Source organism: Arboricoccus pini (assembly GCF_900187945.1).
Lineage (GTDB): Bacteria > Pseudomonadota > Alphaproteobacteria > Geminicoccales > Geminicoccaceae > Arboricoccus > Arboricoccus pini.
Map to the genome: position 1 here is coordinate 16480 of NZ_FYEH01000012.1, position 16965 is coordinate 33444.

Here is a 16965-nt window from a genome sequence, read left to right on the forward strand (position 1 = left end):
CGTGACCCAGAAGCCAACCCTTCTTTTCGTCGACGACGAAGAGCGCGTCGTCAAACTCTTGAAGATCATGTTTCGCGCGGATTATCAGGTTTTCACGGCCAATAGCGGCCGTGAAGCCCTAGCTATTCTCGAAGCGCATCATATCGACGTCATCGCCAGCGACCAGCGCATGCCGGAAATGCTTGGCATCGAACTCTTGGCGCAAGCGGCCAAACGCTGGCCGCATTCGGTCCGCATCCTCCTGACTGGCTATAGCGATCTCGTAGCCATCATCGGCGCGGTCAACGAAGGCGAGGTCTTTCGTTTTCTCAACAAGCCATGGAACCAGGATGAGCTTCGCGCCGTCATTGCCGAAGCGGTACAGATCTCCCAGCGCGATCGAGAAGCAGCACTCGCAGCGGCGGCCAGCCCACAAGGAGCCCCCGCCGAGGATGTGGCGCGGTCGAGCAGTCAGTTGCCTCTAGCGACGGCGGCCAAGCTCCTGGCGATCGACGGCATTGCGAGTGACCGTCAGGAAGTCGTCGAGATGTTCACGCAGGATTACCACGTGATCACGGCCTCCACCATCGAGACGGCACTCGAGATGATCGAGATGCATGATGTGGGCGTCATCGTGACGAACAGCATCGTCGACGGCGTCGACATCACCGACATGCTGGCGGCCATTCGTGAGCAATATCCAGCCATTACGGTCGTCGTCGTCACCACCAACCCCGATAGTGACACGATCATCAAGCTGATCAATCGCGGCCAGATCTATCGTTTCGCGATGAAACCTCTAAGCCCCAATATTTTCCGCTTGGCCGTAGGCGCGGCGATGCGGGAATATCATCGCCGGCTGGCCGACATTCGCTTGTCTCCGCCGACACCGCGGCATGACCCGAGTGCTGTCACATCCGGCGTCTTTGAAAGTTTCGTGCGCAGCATTGCCCGCTTCACCAAGGTGCGCGATCGTTCTTCGCTCTGAACGCCGCGAGGAATGAGCCCGGTTTCGTGCTACCAGGCCTCATCGAGCATCGGTCGATTGCCGACCCCATCAGCGATGATAGCAAAGCCAGTTAGATCGACCGTCCCGTGGCGCGGTAATGCGCTCATCCGGCAAGTGATGTTCTCTATCAGGGCGCTGCCATGATGTTGCTACGCAAGCAGTAGCATATGGCTCAATCGAGGCTTTATCGCGTGAGATGATGCCAAGCGTTCGCCGCACCGCTCTCTAGTCTAGAAGATAATTGTCATAATGTAACTTATCGACAACGCGCAAGCATTGCACTTTTTACAACGCACAGCATAGACTCGTCGTCTCGGACATGCAGAGGGTCTGTCCCCGCACATGCGGGGAACACAGCGAGACCAAAACACAATCGAGCATTATCGCCGGTTCATCCCCGCGCATGCGGGGAACACTCTTGCTGGAAAGTGTTGTAACGCAACGACTTTTACGATGCCAAAGAACGCACCGACGATGATAAGGAAATCTCCCTGCCCTTAAAAGGGCGGAATTTCGTTCAGATCGGCCGACGGATGGAATGCGACGAGGCGAAAATCGTCGAAGTCGACCGGTACGCGACGGTTCCGACCGCATGTGTCGAAGGCGAAACCGGCATCGTTGGGGGCTGCCCAGGCGATTACGGCGTTGCCCTCCCCCACCTGAGCCAGAACGTCGGCCCAGATCCGCTCGCGGACGCGCCGGGAATAGCTGCCGACATACACGCCCGCGCGAAGCTCCAGCAGCCAAACGGCGAGACGACCGCGTAGGCGCGGCGGGACATTTTCAGTGACAATCATCATCATGAGCAACCTTCCTCGACGCCAGCGTTCCGGAGAGGCTCAGCCACGATGACCCTCATTGCCCGATGGGGCCGGATCCTCGAAAGCGACCGGCTGGGCATCGGGCGGCGGGTCGGGGCGCGCCAGCCCACCCGCTTCCAGGATCGAATCGATGAGCGGGATCAGCCGCTCCAGGAGATTTGAGCGTCGGAACGCGTCACGACATCCCCGCCGGACCGCGCTCTCGAGCGACGGGGCATTAAGGCTCTTGCCTTGTATGGCCTGGGCGGCCACGCGAGTCGATGGGCCTGATCGCTCACCTCGCCGGGCAATAGTCTAGTACATAAAAGATTACACGCTTAGATACTTTATAATATAAAAAGCTAACTGTGAATAAAAGATTCTTTTATTCATTCTTTTACAATAATATTTATTTAGCACAGGGCGATTGCGCACGTCGCGGACCATGAAATTCAATAATCCCCGCACTTGGGCGACGAAGCCTATCTTCGGTCATCTTGTCAAAGAAGCGGCATGGAATTTGCTAAACAATCTCTTCAACCATGCTGTGATGAGTCGCAACAAAGGGAGATGTCGTGCTTCGTCGATCAATCCTTCAGCTTCCCCTGGCCGGCTTGGTCGGCAGCCTGCCGCTGTCCAAGGCGCTCGCTGCGGCCGGCGCCGGCACATTGCGGATCGGCATGACGGCCTCCGACATTCCGCTCACGACCGGTCAGACCGACCAGGGTGGTGAAGGCCAGCGCTTCATGGGTCTGACGCTCTACGACGCGCTGGTCGGGTGGGATCTTTCGAGCGCCACGAAGCCGTCAGTCTTGATCCCCGCTCTGGCTACGTCTTGGAAGGTCGATGCGAATGACCAGACGAAATGGACCTTCGTGCTCCGCGACGGCGTGAAGTTCCATGACGGCAGCGAATTCGATGCCGAGGCCGTCGTCTGGAATTTCGACAAGCTCTTGAAGCAGGATTCGCCGCAATTCGATCCGCGCCAGTCCGCCCAGGGGCGCTCGCGCATCCCCTCGGTCGCCAGCTACCGGGTCGTCGACCCGAAGACGGTCGAGATCACGACGAAGTCGCCGGACGCGACGCTGCCCTACCAATTGGCCTGGATTCTTTTCTCCTCACCGGCCAATTGGGAAGCCCAGGGCAAGAGCTGGGATGCCGTCGCCCAGAAGCCGTCCGGAACCGGACCCTGGAAGCTCGAGCACGGCTTTCGCCCGCGCGAGCGCGCCGAACTCACCCCCAACAAGGACTACTGGGACGCAACACGCGTCCCCAAGCTCGAATCGCTGGTCCTCATCCCCCTTCCCGAGCCCAACGCACGGGTGGCAGCCCTGCGTTCGGGTCAGGTCGACTGGATCGAGGCGCCGGCGCCCGACGCCGTGCCGTCCTTGCAGGCGGCCGGGTTCGACATCGTCACGAATTCCTATCCGCATAACTGGACTTGGCATCTCTCGCGCGTTGAAGGGTCGCCCTGGAACGACATCCGCGTCCGCAAAGCGGCCAACTTGGCCGTCGACCGGGAAGGCATGAAATCGCTCTTGGGCAACCTGATGATTCCGGCCGAGGGCTTCTTCCCCCCGGGGCATCCCTGGTTTGGCAATCCGAGCTTCAAGCTCGCCTACGATCCCGAAGCCGCCAAGAAGCTGATGACCGACGCTGGCTATGGACCCGACAAACGGTTGCATACCAAGACCGTCATCTCGCCCTCGGGCTCGGGGCAGATGCTGCCCTTGCCGATGAACGAGCTCATTCAGCAAAACCTGGCCGACATCTTCATCGACGTCGAATTCGAGGTGGCCGACTGGAATACCGTCATCAATATCTGGCGGGCGGGAGCCAAGGATCCGACTGCAAAGGGCGCCGACGCCGTCAACTATTCCTATTTCATCCAGGACCCGTTCAGCGGCCTCATCCGGCAGGTCGAATGCGATCTGGCGCCGCCTAACGGAACCAATTGGGGCTATTACTGCGACAAGGAGATGGATGCGCTCCTGAGCCAGGTGCGCACGACCTTCGATCCCGACGAGCAGGTCAAGGTCTTGCAGAAGGTCCATGAGAAATACGTCGACGACGCGCTCTTCTTGATGGTGGCGCACGACGTCAATCCCCGCGCGATGAGCCCCAAGGTCAAGGGCTTCGTTCAAGCGCAGAACTGGTTTCAGGACTTCTCGCCGATCACGATGGCCTGACCGCCGAAGATGCGGGGATCGCCCTGATGCTGGCTTATGCCTTCAAACGTCTTCTGCATGTCATCCCGGTGGCGTTCGGGGTAAGCATCGTTTGCTTCCTCCTTCTCCACATAGCACCGGGCGATCCCCTGGCGGCGATCCTCCCCGCCGATGCCACGGCCGAGCTCCAGGCGCAGATGCGGGCGCTCTACGGCCTGGATCGCCCGCTTGTTATCCAGTATCTCCTCTGGCTGCTTCGGGCCCTGCATGGTGATCTCGGTTTGTCGATCGCCACGGGCCGGCCGGTCACGCGCGAGATTCTGGGCGCCATGGTCAACAGCTTCATCCTGGCGGGTGTCGCCACCTTGATCGGCTTCTCGCTGGGCTCGCTTCTCGGATTCCTGGCCGGCCTCTATCGGGGCTCCTGGATCGACCGCCTGGCCTCCAGCATCGCCATGCTGGGCGTCAGCGTTCCCCACTATTGGCTGGGCATCGTCCTCGTCATCATTTTCTCGGTCGAGTTGAACTGGCTGCCGGCCACCGGCGGCGGGACGGACGGCTCGGGGGGACGGGCCCTGGATTGGAGCTATCTCCGCTTCCTCGTCCTGCCCGCCTTGACGATGTCGGTCATCCCGATGGGTATCATCGCCCGGACGATCCGCTCGCTCGTCGCCGAGGTGCTGGCGCAGGATTTCGTCCAGGCGCTGGCCGCCAAGGGTCTGATGCCCCGCCAGATCCTCCGCCACGTAATCCGCAACGCCGCGCCCACGGCCATCTCGGTGATGGGCCTGCAGCTCGGCTATCTGCTGGGCGGCTCCATCCTGATCGAGACCGTTTTTTCCTGGCCCGGAACGGGCTTTCTCCTCAACAACGCGATCTTCACCCGCGACCTGCCGATGCTCCAGGGCACGATCCTCATACTGGCCCTCTTCTTTGTCATCATGAACGTCCTGGTGGACATCGTTCAAAGCGCCATCGACCCCCGCATCCAGAGGAATTGAGCCGTTGGCCCTGACGCTGACCCGCGAGAAAGCCCAACCGGCCATCGTGCTCCGTTCGCCCGGCTACTGGCAAGGCGTTCTTGCCCGGCTGAGCCGCGATCGCATCGCGATGATTGCCCTGATCGTCGTCGCCCTCCTGATCCTGATGGCGATCCTGGCCCCCTACCTCGCTCCCGACGATCCGACGCGGGGCAGTCTCGCCCGCCGACTAAAGCCGCTCGGCACGCCCGGCCATGTCCTGGGTACGGACGAGCTGGGCCGCGACATGCTCTCCCGCCTGATCTGGGGAGCCAGGCTGTCGCTGGTCATGGGCGTGGTGCCGGTGCCAGTGGCTTTCGTCCTCGGCAGCGCCATCGGCATCATCGCCGGCTATGCGGGCGGCCTGACGAACAGCATCATCATGCGCACCGTCGACGTGTTCTACGCCTTCCCCTCGGTGCTGCTGGCCGTGGCACTTTCCGGCACGCTGGGCTCAGGCCTCACTAACGCACTGGTCTCGCTCACCGTCGTCTTCATTCCGCAGATCGCGCGTGTCGCCGAGAGCGTGACGACCCAGGTGCACCGGCTTGACTATGTCGAGGCGGCCCGCGCATCGGGCGCCGGTTCGCTGGCCATCGTTCGCGTCCACATCCTGGGTAACGTCCTAGCGCCGATCTTCGTCTTCTCGACCAGCCTCATCTCGGTTTCGATGATCCTGGCAGCCGGCCTGTCCTTCCTTGGACTGGGGGTGCGGCCGCCGGATGCTGAGTGGGGCCTCATGCTGAACACCCTGCGTACGGCGATCTACATCAATCCGACGATCGCGGCCCTGCCGGGCGTGATGATCTTTATCACCTCGATCGCCTTCAACCTTTTCTCAGACGGGCTTCGCAACGCCATGGACGTCAAGACATGAGCCTGGATCTTGGCGGTCCGGCCCAGCCCCTTTTAACCGTACAGGGACTGGTCAAGCATTTCCCGGTGAAAGGATCAGGCCTGATGCGACGGCGCGTCGTGCGCGCGGTCGACGGTATCGATTTCAAGGTAAAGAAGGGCGAGACGCTGGGTGTCGTCGGCGAAAGCGGTTGTGGCAAGTCGACGACCGCCCGGCTCATCATGAAGCTCTTGGACCCGGACTCGGGAACGGTTCTCTTCGATGGCCAGAAGCTCGGTCACGAACTCGAGCTTAGCGCCTATCGGCGGCAGGTGCAGATGGTGTTCCAGGACAGTTACGCCTCGCTCAATCCCCGCCTGACGATCGAGGAATCGATCGCCTTCGCGCCGCGGATCCACGGCGTCACCGCACGCGCCGCGACCGAGCGGGCCCATGCGCTGCTCAATCGGGTCGGACTCGATCCCGGACGTTTCGCCGGCCGCTATCCGCACGAGCTTTCCGGCGGGCAGCGCCAGCGGGTCAACATAGCACGCGCGCTCGCGCTCGAACCGAGACTCGTCATCTTGGACGAGGCCGTGTCCGCGCTGGACAAATCGGTCGAGGCGCAGGTTCTCAACCTCCTTCTCGACCTGAAGGACGAATTCGGCCTTACCTACATCTTCATCTCGCATGACTTGAACGTCGTCCGCTTCCTCTGCGATCGCGTCATGGTCATGTATCTGGGCAAGGCAGCCGAGATCGGCGATACCGAGGCGATCTACGAACGACCGGGTCACCCTTATTCCAAGGCGCTCCTGGCCTCCATGCCGAAGGCGAACCCGGCGGAGCGCATGGACGAGCCGCCGCTGGCTGGCGACCCGCCGAACCCGATCGATCCCCCCTCGGGTTGCCGCTTTCATCCACGCTGTGCGCTTGCCGAGCCGGTCTGCAGCCAATCGGAGCCGCCGTTGCTGCAGCTCGGCGGCGATCATGAGGCCGCCTGCCTCGCCAACATGTCGGGCTCGGGGCATAGCCTGGCGCCGAGCAGAGCACCTTGATCCATGCAGACGCCGCCCGCCATCATCGACATTCGCAATCTCGCCGTCACGTTTCGAGGCGGCAGCCGCAAGGTGCGCGCGGTCAACGGTGTCGACCTCACCGTTGACCGCGGCGAGGTCCTGGCTCTCCTTGGCGAATCGGGCTCGGGCAAGAGCGTCACGTTGCGCTCGCTCCTTCGCCTGCATCCCAAGGGCACGCTGATCGAGGGTGAGATCAAGGTGGCGGGGCAGGACGTCATGCGGCTCGGCCGGCGGGCACTGGCGGATCTGCGCGGCGGCACTGTGTCGATGATCTTCCAGGAGCCGCGACTGGCACTCGATCCGGTCTACAGGGTCGGCGACCAGATCGTCGAGACGATCCGCCGACACATGCCGGTGTCACGCAGCGAAGCGCGGGCGCGGGCACTCCGCCTGTTCGAGGACGTCCGCATCCCTTCGCCGGAGAGCCGGCTCGGCAACTATCCGCACGAGATGTCGGGCGGGATGCTGCAACGATCGATGATCGCCATGGCACTCGCCTGTGATCCCGCGATCCTCTTGGCGGACGAACCGACGACGGCTCTGGATGCGACCGTTCAGATCCAGATCCTCCTCCTCTTGCGCGAACTCCAAACACGGCGCGGCCTGGCCGTCGTCTTCGTCACCCATGACATCGGCGTCGCCGCCCAGGTGGCCGACAAAGTGGCCGTCATGTATGCGGGCCGGATCGTCGAATCGGGCCACATCGCCGATGTCATCCACAATCCTCGCCATCCCTATACGCAGGGACTATTGGATGCGCGCGTCGAGCTGGCGCAAGGCAGCAGTCGCCTGCGCACCATCGAGGGCGCCCCGCCCGACCTCTCGGCCCTGCCGCCGGGATGCGCGTTCGCCCCACGTTGCGGGAGGGTGGCCGAGACTTGTCGAACCGTCGTTCCCGAACTCCACTCGGGGTCCACCAGCGTCGCCTGCTTCGAGCCGCTGCGGGGCTGAAGATCGACGCCTTGACACGTCGGGCCCCGCTCCTTGGTTGGCGCAACTCAGCGCGGGCTATCTCTCGGCGTCGGTTTCTTCCAGACGGTCCTTGTCTTCCGGATCTTCCGTCAATTGCGAGAAGATCGCACTACCTCAGGACTTTCCGGTAGTCGATCGGTGCCATCCCGCTGCGCCCATCATTGCCTTTGGCCGGCAATCCTTCGGATGCGCGAGCTGGGCCCCAATCCTCGGTGTTGGGCCTCGTCTGTGATCGCCCGTAGGATCGCCTTGATTTCTTCCTGTCGGCCAGCTGCCGCTTTCTTATGCTGTCATGTATCTGGCGCATGCCCCCGGCGGGGACGGACGGGCATCACTTGGCTGCCGGCTACAGCCGCCGTGCGGGCTCAGCGCGTCCGGGACGTGAGCGCCCTGCCCTCGGTCCCCGCCTGAGGCGCCGGGTTCAGTTGGCGCTCGAGCACGGCGCGAAGATCGGCGGCAAGAAGCGGTTTGCGCACGACCTCCTTGATGCCGACGCGCTGAATGAGCTCAACCGAGGGAAGGCTCACGAGCCCGGTCATCAAGACGATCGGCAGGTCGGGAACGATCGCGTTCACGCGTGCGGCCAACTCGATCCCCTTCATGCGCGGCATGACCTCGTCGGTAAGGACCAGATCAAAACGATCGGGCGCCGCGGCAAGGGCCGCGAGGGCCGCGTGCGGATCGCTAAATCCCATGGGCTCGCAGCCCATCGAAGCCACGGCCTCCTCCGTGATGCGCAAAAGGCCGACCTCGTCATCGACGATCATGACGATCTCGCCCTGGCCCTGAAACGTGCTGCCCGTCCTGCCGGGGAGGTTGGCGACCTGCTGCGCGTGCGGCAGGTAAACGGTAAAGACGCTGCCGCGACCAGGTTCGCTCTCGACGTCGATCGCGCCTTGATGCTCCGTCACCATGACTCGGATCGTGGCCAGCCCCAGGCCGGTGCCGGCATCCTTGGTCGTGAAGAAGGGCTCGAAGATGTTCTCGATCACCGCCCGGCTCATGCCGACGCCATGATCCTCGACGCAAAGCCTAGCATAGGCACCGGTCGCCAGTTCGCCATGCGAGAGTTGGCGTGGGGCCGTCACGACCTCGAGATCGAGCGAGATGGTCACCTGGCCCTCACCGTCCATGGCCTGAGCGGCGTTGCGCGCCAGGTTCATGATGACCTGCTGCACCTCGGCCGGATCGGCGGCGACCGTCAGCGGCGAGGTGCCCTTATGGACGACATACGCGACCTTTGCTGCTAGCGAGATCTCCAAAAGCCGGATGGTCTCGTCGAGCAGGTCACCCAATTCGACCTGCTGGAGATGGTGATCGCGCTGGCGGCTAAGGGTCAAGATCTGCTCGACCACGTCGGCTGCTCGTCGGCCCGAACTCAGGATCTCGCGCACGTAGGTTCCGGCTGTCGAGCCAGGCCCGGTCTGCTCCAGGGCCATTTCCGCGTAGCCCAGAATGGCCCCCAGGATATTATTGAAATTATGCGCCACGCCGCTGGCGATCGTCCCGACCGCCTGGACACGCTGGGCATGATGGAGACGGCTTGTCAGCCTGTCGCGCTCGAGACTGGAGAGTCGTCCCTGCCATGCCTGCAGCACCGTGTCGGCGACCATCCGCATCAGCCCGATATTCTCGGCCGGCCACGGCTTCTCGACGCGCAGCCGATCCAGGCCCATGATGCCGATCACCAAGCTGCGATGCATGACGCTGACGCCAAGCCACGAGCGCACGCCATTGGCCTCGAACTGCTGGCGGAACGGGCCCGACGGCAGCTGCGAGACCCGGTCCACAATGGCCACACTCTCCTGCCGCGGGCAGCTTTCATCGTCGAACAGGGTCAGCGCCGCCTCGGCCCAAGCCAGCTGCGCCTCGTCGTCCGGTACGTCGTCAGCCGTCCAGATCGCGAAATGCCGTTCGCCATAGCTTGGATGGGTTGCCAGGAAATAGACTCGATCGGCCTCGAAATGCCGTGCCAGAATCGCCAGTCCGTCCTCGATCGCGGCCTGAACGCTGTCGGCCGGCACGCCGACAAGCATGCTCGACAGCCCCACCACCATCTGCTCCAGCGCGAGGCGCGATTCGAGCGACTTCGCCCGCAGATCGAGCAGGCGCGCACTGCGCCGGACCTGACCGTAGAGGAAGACGAACATCCCAAGGAGGCCAAGCGCCACGGTGTAGAGAGCCAACCGCCACCGCGCGGATTGAGCCTCCATCTGGACCACTTCGCCGTTGAGTGTCGCTTGCAGCGCGTTGATGGACTGGCCCGCACGGTCTTCGGCCAACGTACGCAGCATCTGATCGACAGCCGGCAAGGTGCGCTCGATCATGCGACCGTGCGCCAGCATGGCACGCATATCGCCATCGTCGTCTTGCGCCTGCACCCGACGGTCGAGCGCCGTCAGCAACTCTCGCAGGTGCTCATCGGCGTCCGCGGCCGTGGTCATCGCGAACCCCATCATGGCGTTGGCCAAGGGGCCAACCGCGTCGCTGAAGGGCCCCGAACGTTGGCTGCTGTGCGCTATCAATTGACTAAAATAGGCGACTGAATTGCGCACGGTGGCATTGCTGGCAGTGAAGGCGAAGACCTGCGACTCCTGCACACGCAGCGTCTCAGCAACCTTGTCGGTCAGTGCCATCTCGGTGGGCGACATGTTGGAATCCCTTGTAAGGGCCATTCCATCGTCGCGCAGCCTGTCCATGGCCGCGACGATCGGGTCGTCGTTGGCAACCAGATAGGACCGCGCCGCCAGCACCAGCTTTTGCAGCGATGCCTGCGTCATCACCATATCGCGCACCAGATCCAGATTATGCCGAGCATTCTCCAAGGCAGGCCGCGTCTGGACGAGGAGGAAGGTCAGGAGGAGGAAGAGAGCAACCGCGATCAGGGCGACGCGCTTCAATGCATAGCCCTCCCGGCGGCGTCCTTCTGCTCGAGGATTGGAGGACGGGCGGTAAGCGTCCGCAGGAAGTCGGCGATCAGCGCCACGTCCGCCGAATCCAGTTCGCGGCCCAGCTGGAATCCCGACATTTTCTGAATCGCCCCATCCAGGGTAGCGACCGACCCGTCGTGAAAATAAGGTGCGGTTTCAGCCACATTGCGCAGGCTGGGCACGCGAAAGACGCCCCGATCCGCCTCATCATGGGTGATGTCGTAGCGACCAAGTGCCGCCCGACTGGACGGTTGGCTTGCATTCGGATCGCCGAAGATTCCAAAGCGTTGATAGAGATTGCCGCCCACATCGCGCCCCTGATGACAGGCGATGCAGCCATATTCCTGAAAGCGCCGATAGCCTTCGAGTTCCGTCGGGGTAATGGCGCCGCTGTCGCCGGCCAGATAGCGATCAAAACGCGAATTTGGGGTGACGAGCTGACGCTCGAAGGCTTGAAGGGCATCGCCCACCTGCACGATCGAGGGCGTCCCTCCATAGATCGCCGCAAAGAGCGGACGATAGGCGGCACTGTCCATAAGCCGCTCCGACAAGGTGGCCTCGTCCAGTCCCATGATCGCCGGATTGAGAATGGCTTTGACCGCCTGCTCCAGCAAGGTTCGCTGGTCCCCTCGCCAACCCAAGCGAAAGGCCAGGGAGACATTGAACACCGTAGGTGTATTCAGACGCAGATCGGGGGACAAGGCTGGATCGGTTGCTGCCGTGTCAGCGCCAAAGCCGTCCAGATCGTGGCAGCTGGCACAGGAAACATTCTTGTCCCTGGACAGGATCGGATCACTGAAGAGCTTCTGGCCCAACGCAATCTTGCGCGCATCGTCCTGCGGCGGCGACGGAACCGGCACGATAGCCACCCGATGGGAGAGCACGCTGTCCTCCGCCGCCAGCCGGCCCGGCGCGCATGCCAGCAGCAGGATCAAAACGACCCGGGCCAAGTCAAGACGCATGCAACAAGTCCATCGAATGCCACCCGAGAAGCGGTCCTTGCCACCGCCATCGTGGCCGCTTCCATGACCGCCGTGAAGGGGCGCCGTAAGGTCTCGTGCGGCGAGCCAGTCGGCCTTCCCTCCCGTGGCTTTCGCCGATCAGGCGGCCGACATGTCGCGGGCAATATCTCTGTTGCGGACGACGGCCAGGGCGGCGCTCGCTATCTCCGCCCTGATCAAGGCGTGGCCGGCGTCCCGGTGATTGCGCTCATGCCAGATCAGCGAGACCTCGTAGGGAGGCAGGTCCACCGGCACGTCCATGACGGTCAGCGGCAGCATGGAGGCTGCCTGCATAGCCACGCGTTGCGGCACGATCAGACAAAGATCGGTTTCGGCCACCATGACGGGGGCAGCCATCATGTTCGGTACAATTAGCGGATTGGCATCGGGCAGAGCGAGCCCGCTCAGTGCGTCAAAGACCTGACCGAAGCCTTCCTCGGACCCAGGGGCCACCACCGCATGGCGCAGGGAGGCAAAGCTCTCTTCCCCCCAGCTCTGATCCAGGACCGGGTGGTCGCGACGCAGCAAGCACGCGAACTGGTCGACATAGAGACTGCGACGATAGAAGCCAGAAGGCGCGCTCACCACCTGACCGATCGCGTAGTCGATCTCGCCTGCCTCCAGGCGCTTGAGCGCGCCGGCGAACAAAGAGTGCGTCACGAGTTGCACATCGGGGGCGCGGGTCCGCAGCCGCGGCAGAAGGCGCGGCAGTAAAAGAAGTGTCTGATGATCCGGCATCACCACGTTGATGGTCGCTTGCCAATTGTCGACGGCGGTCTGCCGCAAGACCAGGAGGTCACGCACGGCACTCAAAGCCTGGGGCAGCCTAGCGGCGATCTGCTCACCGCGTGGCGTGACTGTAAAGCCTGTCGACGTTCGCACGAGAATATCGTCATCGAACATGCCGCGCAGTCGGGAAAGGGCCCGGCTCATGGCGGGCTGGCTGAGGCCGATCTGCTGGCCCGCATGTGTAACATTGCGATGATCCAAGAGCGCTTCCAGCGCCACCAGCAGATTGAGGTCCAGCGCAGCCAGGTTGACCTGGGGACGAGCTGGCGTCGCGAGATGAAGCGCGGCGGCCGTCATTGGGCGCGCCCGATCGAATTGGACGACATCCGGCCAGCGTCGTCCGGGGAGGCGGAAATGAGTAGCATTAGCACGTGTCGGGTACCTCCGATCCACGCCCTTGCTCACCAGGGCAGCATTTCGTTGAGCTCGTTCCACGACCGATCCTCTGGGCGTCGCCGGCTACGCTGGGATTTCAGTCCAGATCTTTTTGGTTGCATTTGTAACTTTGCGAGGCTGATCTATCGCAAGCAGCCATGGACGACATCATAGACGGGCCGCCGGCCTTCGATCGCCGCGTGCCTCACCTTGCCCTGGTCGAGGGTGGCGGCAAGCTGCTGATCGGCCACGAGGCTGATCTCTTGAGTAAGCTCTTCGCGCATCGCCGCGAAACTACGGTCGACAGCCGACTGCGAAACCGTCGCCAACCGGTCCCGGATAGCGGCCGCTGCCTCGGTCATGGCAGCTCCGTTGATGGCGGCGTGCTGCTGCTCGCGCGCGATGATCAGCTTGTCCCAGCAGCTTCCCGGCTGACTTTCGCGGGCAACCCGGATGACCTGTTGGCCTTGCAGCTCAACCACGATGTTGGTCGGATAGACGCAGAGCTCGTGGCCGATCAGCGTGCCGGCAAACTGCACGTCGGTGATCCTGGCTGTCGCCTGTGCGTCCACCATGCCCCAGATTTCCGCTCCCCGCCCATAGTCGAGCTGGCGCTTACGCGCCAATTGCGTAAGCGCGCGCAGCCGCATGGACCGGTCTCTCCCCACTTGGCTGCCATCGCCCGCGTCGACGATCACCTTGACGCTGTCCGGTGGTTTGGCGTTGCCGCATGTCCCTTGGGCGTGCGGCATTGGTCCCGCAGACAGGTCAGCTTCACTTGATACCGCAACGGGCGGGGGCATCGCGGTTGGCGGAGGCGGCGCGGTCACGGCCAGAGCCGCCGGGGGGGCGAATAATACCGCCAGGAAGCCGACAAAGGGACGAGGAGGCATAGGGCTGAACCTCAGGCTGGGACAGCTCGCACATGCCGCCAAGAGCGATCACGAAGCAATCCCGTTCGCTCGCGATCCATGACCTCTAAAGGCGGGGATCGGGCATACTCGATAAATTTGATCGAGCTAAAAAAGGTTTATTCTATAGGTACTTGATGAATAACGCAGATGATCTGGACGCCTGGTGATGTATAATGGAATATCCTCAACGATCATCCTTGGATGCAAGACATGCATGAGCGGCCATATTTGGCATGGTTGCATGACGAGGTGACATTTGACCCGGGCCGTAACTGGACCATGCTACGCGGCCGAACTCTATGACTGGACGTCAAAAGATGAGCAAAGCCGCCCCGGCTTTCGCCGCTCCCTCCCTCGTCACCCTCCTGGATAATGACCGCTATGCGGCCATCACCTCGGCGGCTTTCGATGTACGCGAAGTCAGGCTGATTTCGGTCAAGGGGACCGAGCGACTGAGCGAGCCTTTCATCTATGACGTGCGCTTCTCGAGCCTGCGGCGCATGCGCAGCTTCGCCCAGGCGCCCGGGCAACGCCTGACCGTCGGCTTCAAGCTCAAGGATCACGGCACGCGCTATATAGACGGGTTCATCCAGAGCCTCGACTATCTGGGAATCGACGAGACGCGCAGCCCGATCTACGAGGCGCGGATCGTGCCGTGGCTCAGCTTTCTGGCACAACGCCAGAATTCGCGCTGCTTTCAGAACATGACGAGCATCCAGATCGTCCAGACGATTTTCGCCGACCATGCGGCGATCGCCAACTTTACCGACCGGACCGGCGGCGCTTGGTTGCCGACGCGTCCCTTCTGCGTCCAGTATCACGAGAGCGACCTCAATTTCATCAGCCGACTGCTCGAGCAGGACGGCATTTATTATTTCTTCACCCACGCGGAGCGGCAGCACCGCTTGGAGCTGGTCAATCGGCCCTCCAGCCACCGTCCCTGTGACGACTCGCCCATCCAGACCAAGCTGAACCTGCGGCCCTACCGGGTGCAAAACGACGTCATCTGGGACTGGCGTGAGCACGCGAGCCTGCAGCCCGGCCGTGTGGTGCTGCAAAGTTATGACCACGAGAAGCCCAACACCAATCTGATGGCGTTCACCGACGTCCCCGAAGTGAAGACGGGCGGCGTGCCCATCATCGACGAAGTCCAGGCCGCCGCCCGACGCGGCGCCGGCCCAAGCCCGGTCGAGCACATCCAGACGGATGGAGGCCCGTTTGCGAAGCAACGGGAAATCTTCAGCTTCCCCGGCTGCTACCAGGAGCGCCGGGCCGGCGAATTCCACGCACGCGTTCTGGCCGAGGAGATCGCCTGTCGCCGCTGGCGGGCGCATCTCAAGGGCAGCCCGCGCCACCTGACCACAGGCTCCACCTTCAAGGCGGCCAATCCGTTCGAGATCACCGATACCGATCTCGCGCCGCGGGAGATCGACAATTATCTGGCCGTGGCCGTTACAATGTCGCTGACAGGTGATCCCGAACACGGCGCACATGGCGACGCTGGCTCGTCCTTCTTCTACGAAGCGTCGATCGAGGCCCAGCTGGCCGTGACGCAATTTCGACCGCCTCGGGTCGCCATGGCACCTGTGATCAACGGGCCGCAAACGGCAGTCGTCGTCGGGCGCAAGGGCGATATCGTGACCACCGATCAGTTTGCCCGCATCAAGGTCCAATTCCATTGGGATCGCTACGGAACGAACGACGAGGCCAGCTCGACCTGGATCCGGGTCGCACAGGACTGGGCTGGCAAGAACTATGGCGGCTTCGTCATTCCCAGGATCGGCCAGGAAGTCGTGGTGGCCTTCATCAATGGCAATCCGGACTGGCCGCTGGTAACGGGTTGCGTCTATAATGCTGTTAACATGCCTCCCGAAGCAGTTCCTGACAATGCGATGCGGTCTACGTTCAAGACGAGGACGGAGAATGGCCGTCCCGACGAGTTCAACGAACTTACGTTCGAGGACAGAAAGGGTCGAGAGGAAGTCTTCATGCGTGCGCAACGCGACTATCGATTAGCTGTCGGCGATACTCATACGATCGAAGTCGCCAGGCGCTTTGCGCTGAACATGCCGATGATGCCCACCCCGCTGCCCGAGAGCGCCGGAGCATTACCCCCGCGCCCGGGCGGACCGGGCAGCCGAATCGAGGTCACGCCGGAAAAGATCAGCTTTGTGGTCAACGGCCCGACCGGTCCCCAGGCAATCGAAATCACCCCAACCGGGATCGTCCTGGTGGGCATGACCATCGGCATGATGGCACGCGGTGCCATCACCGCCTTGCCGCCGCCCCTCCCCACCCAGTCGCCGCTGGCCACCAAGACCATGGCCGAACTCGCCGCGGCGGAAGCCGGGCTCGACCCGGGAGGGCTGGTGTGACCCACGTTCTCGTCGTCGACGACGATCGCGCCATGCGCGACATGGTGGCGACTTATCTACGCAGCCAGGATTTCGAGGTGACCGCCGCGGCGAACGGACCGGAGATGGAGCGCGCCCTCCATGCCGGCACTATCGACCTTGTGGTGCTGGACCTCAAGCTCGGTCGGGAGGATGGCATAGACCTGTTACGTGCCCTTCGGCCGAAGCTCGACATGCCCTTCATCATCATCAGCGGCCATCGCCGCGACGAGATCGACCGGGTGATCGGCCTGGAAATCGGCGCGGACGATTTCCTGACCAAGCCGTTCGGCCTGCGGGAATTGCTGGCCCGCGTGCGCGCCGTGCTCCGGCGCTATGAACAGCGCGAACAGGCGCCCGCCACCAGCCGCGCGCCGCGCTATCGCTACCACTTCGCCGGCTGGTCACTTTCCAGCTGGGACCGGCGACTTGTCGATCCCGGCAATGGCGAGGTGCCGCTGACCGCCAGCGAATATGCGCTGCTCGTTGCCTTCGTGCAGGCACCGCAACAGATCCTGACCCGCGAGCAGCTCTTGAACGCCTCGCGCCTCCACGAGGATATTTTCGACCGCAGCATCGATGTTCAAGTGCTGCGCCTCAGGCGCAAGATCGAGGTCGACCCGCGCAATCCGGGACTGATCCAGACGAGGCGCAATGCCGGCTATATCTTCGATACGCCGGTTGAGCGAATCAAGGTCTGAT

14 protein-coding genes are annotated in these 16965 nt (G+C 62.7%); 9 read left to right on the forward strand and 5 right to left on the reverse strand.

All coding sequences use genetic code 11. From position 1 onward, the window contains the following. Position 1 precedes the first annotated feature (1 nt). Positions 2-967, forward strand: a complete 966-nt coding sequence (locus CFB17_RS14820; protein WP_088562355.1) for a response regulator — start codon at positions 2-4, stop codon at positions 965-967. Positions 968-1485: 518 nt separating this feature from the next. Here CFB17_RS14820 and cas2e read toward each other — a convergent pair. Continuing rightward, positions 1486-1791 (reverse strand): type I-E CRISPR-associated endoribonuclease Cas2e, encoded by a 306-nt coding sequence (gene cas2e / locus CFB17_RS14825; RefSeq protein WP_088562356.1) that lies wholly within the window; start codon positions 1789-1791, stop codon positions 1486-1488. Between the two features lie 45 nt (positions 1792-1836). Here cas2e and CFB17_RS19850 point away from each other — a divergent pair, with 45 nt between their 5' ends. From CFB17_RS19850 to CFB17_RS14855, 6 genes are all read left to right on the forward strand, one after another. Continuing rightward, entirely contained in the window at positions 1837-1971 is a 135-nt protein-coding gene (locus tag CFB17_RS19850) for a hypothetical protein (protein WP_279311752.1), read from the forward strand. Positions 1972-2468: 497 nt separating this feature from the next. Beyond that, the gene (locus CFB17_RS14835) at positions 2469-3977 is read left to right on the forward strand and encodes an ABC transporter substrate-binding protein (RefSeq protein ID WP_088562431.1); all 1509 of its coding nucleotides are present in this window, start codon (positions 2469-2471) and stop codon (positions 3975-3977) included. Positions 3978-4003: 26 nt separating this feature from the next. Continuing rightward, positions 4004-4957, forward strand: a complete 954-nt coding sequence (locus tag CFB17_RS14840) for an ABC transporter permease (protein WP_088562358.1) — start codon at positions 4004-4006, stop codon at positions 4955-4957. Positions 4958-4961: 4 nt separating this feature from the next. Beyond that, a complete protein-coding gene (locus CFB17_RS14845; RefSeq protein WP_088562359.1) occupies positions 4962-5852 on the forward strand; it encodes an ABC transporter permease in 891 nt (296 codons plus the stop codon). After that, entirely contained in the window at positions 5849-6868 is a 1020-nt protein-coding gene (locus CFB17_RS14850; protein WP_088562360.1) for an ABC transporter ATP-binding protein, read from the forward strand. The genes CFB17_RS14845 and CFB17_RS14850 overlap by 4 nt, the downstream gene beginning before the upstream one ends. A 3-nt stretch (positions 6869-6871) precedes the next feature. Then, complete coding sequence (locus tag CFB17_RS14855; protein WP_088562361.1) at positions 6872-7840, forward strand: ABC transporter ATP-binding protein; 969 nt, start codon at positions 6872-6874, stop codon at positions 7838-7840. A gap of 386 nt (positions 7841-8226) precedes the next feature. Here the strand turns inward: CFB17_RS14855 and CFB17_RS14860 are convergent, their stop codons facing one another. From CFB17_RS14860 to CFB17_RS14875, 4 genes are all read right to left on the reverse strand, one after another. Continuing rightward, positions 8227-10761 carry a DAHL domain-containing protein gene (locus tag CFB17_RS14860; RefSeq protein WP_088562362.1) on the reverse strand — a complete coding sequence of 845 codons (2535 nt, stop codon included), beginning with the start codon at positions 10759-10761 and terminating at the stop codon, positions 8227-8229. Then, a complete protein-coding gene (locus CFB17_RS14865; RefSeq protein WP_088562363.1) occupies positions 10758-11753 on the reverse strand; it encodes a cytochrome-c peroxidase in 996 nt (331 codons plus the stop codon). The genes CFB17_RS14860 and CFB17_RS14865 overlap by 4 nt, the downstream gene beginning before the upstream one ends. A 138-nt stretch (positions 11754-11891) precedes the next feature. Next, entirely contained in the window at positions 11892-12878 is a 987-nt protein-coding gene (locus CFB17_RS14870; protein ID WP_088562364.1) for a LysR family transcriptional regulator, read from the reverse strand. Between the two features lie 221 nt (positions 12879-13099). Further along, the gene (locus CFB17_RS14875) at positions 13100-13606 is read right to left on the reverse strand and encodes a hypothetical protein (RefSeq protein WP_088562365.1); all 507 of its coding nucleotides are present in this window, start codon (positions 13604-13606) and stop codon (positions 13100-13102) included. 581 nt (positions 13607-14187) lie between these two features. On the opposite strand from CFB17_RS14875, the gene CFB17_RS14880 reads away from it, so the two are divergent. Continuing rightward, the gene (locus CFB17_RS14880; protein ID WP_165769634.1) at positions 14188-16245 is read left to right on the forward strand and encodes a type VI secretion system Vgr family protein; all 2058 of its coding nucleotides are present in this window, start codon (positions 14188-14190) and stop codon (positions 16243-16245) included. Further along, positions 16242-16964: a response regulator gene (locus CFB17_RS14885; RefSeq protein ID WP_243389903.1), complete on the forward strand. Its 723-nt coding sequence runs from the start codon at positions 16242-16244 to the stop codon at positions 16962-16964. The genes CFB17_RS14880 and CFB17_RS14885 overlap by 4 nt, the downstream gene beginning before the upstream one ends. The last annotated feature ends 1 nt before the right edge of the window (position 16965 follow it).

Excerpts from the sequence above, each read along its gene's own strand:
- cas2e (WP_088562356.1), bottom strand. The coding sequence starts at position 1,791 with ATGATGATGATTGTCACTGAAAATGTCCCGCCGCGCCTACGCGGTCGT.
- CFB17_RS19850 (WP_279311752.1), top strand. The coding sequence starts at position 1,837 with ATGACCCTCATTGCCCGATGGGGCCGGATCCTCGAAAGCGACCGGCTG.
- CFB17_RS14835 (WP_088562431.1), top strand. The coding sequence starts at position 2,469 with ATGACGGCCTCCGACATTCCGCTCACGACCGGTCAGACCGACCAGGGT.
- CFB17_RS14840 (WP_088562358.1), top strand. The coding sequence starts at position 4,004 with ATGCTGGCTTATGCCTTCAAACGTCTTCTGCATGTCATCCCGGTGGCG.
- CFB17_RS14850 (WP_088562360.1), top strand. The coding sequence starts at position 5,849 with ATGAGCCTGGATCTTGGCGGTCCGGCCCAGCCCCTTTTAACCGTACAG.
- CFB17_RS14855 (WP_088562361.1), top strand. The coding sequence starts at position 6,872 with ATGCAGACGCCGCCCGCCATCATCGACATTCGCAATCTCGCCGTCACG.
- CFB17_RS14865 (WP_088562363.1), bottom strand. The coding sequence starts at position 11,753 with ATGCGTCTTGACTTGGCCCGGGTCGTTTTGATCCTGCTGCTGGCATGC.
- CFB17_RS14870 (WP_088562364.1), bottom strand. The coding sequence starts at position 12,878 with ATGACGGCCGCCGCGCTTCATCTCGCGACGCCAGCTCGTCCCCAGGTC.
- CFB17_RS14875 (WP_088562365.1), bottom strand. The coding sequence starts at position 13,606 with ATGCGGCTGCGCGCGCTTACGCAATTGGCGCGTAAGCGCCAGCTCGAC.
- CFB17_RS14880 (WP_165769634.1), top strand. The coding sequence starts at position 14,188 with ATGAGCAAAGCCGCCCCGGCTTTCGCCGCTCCCTCCCTCGTCACCCTC.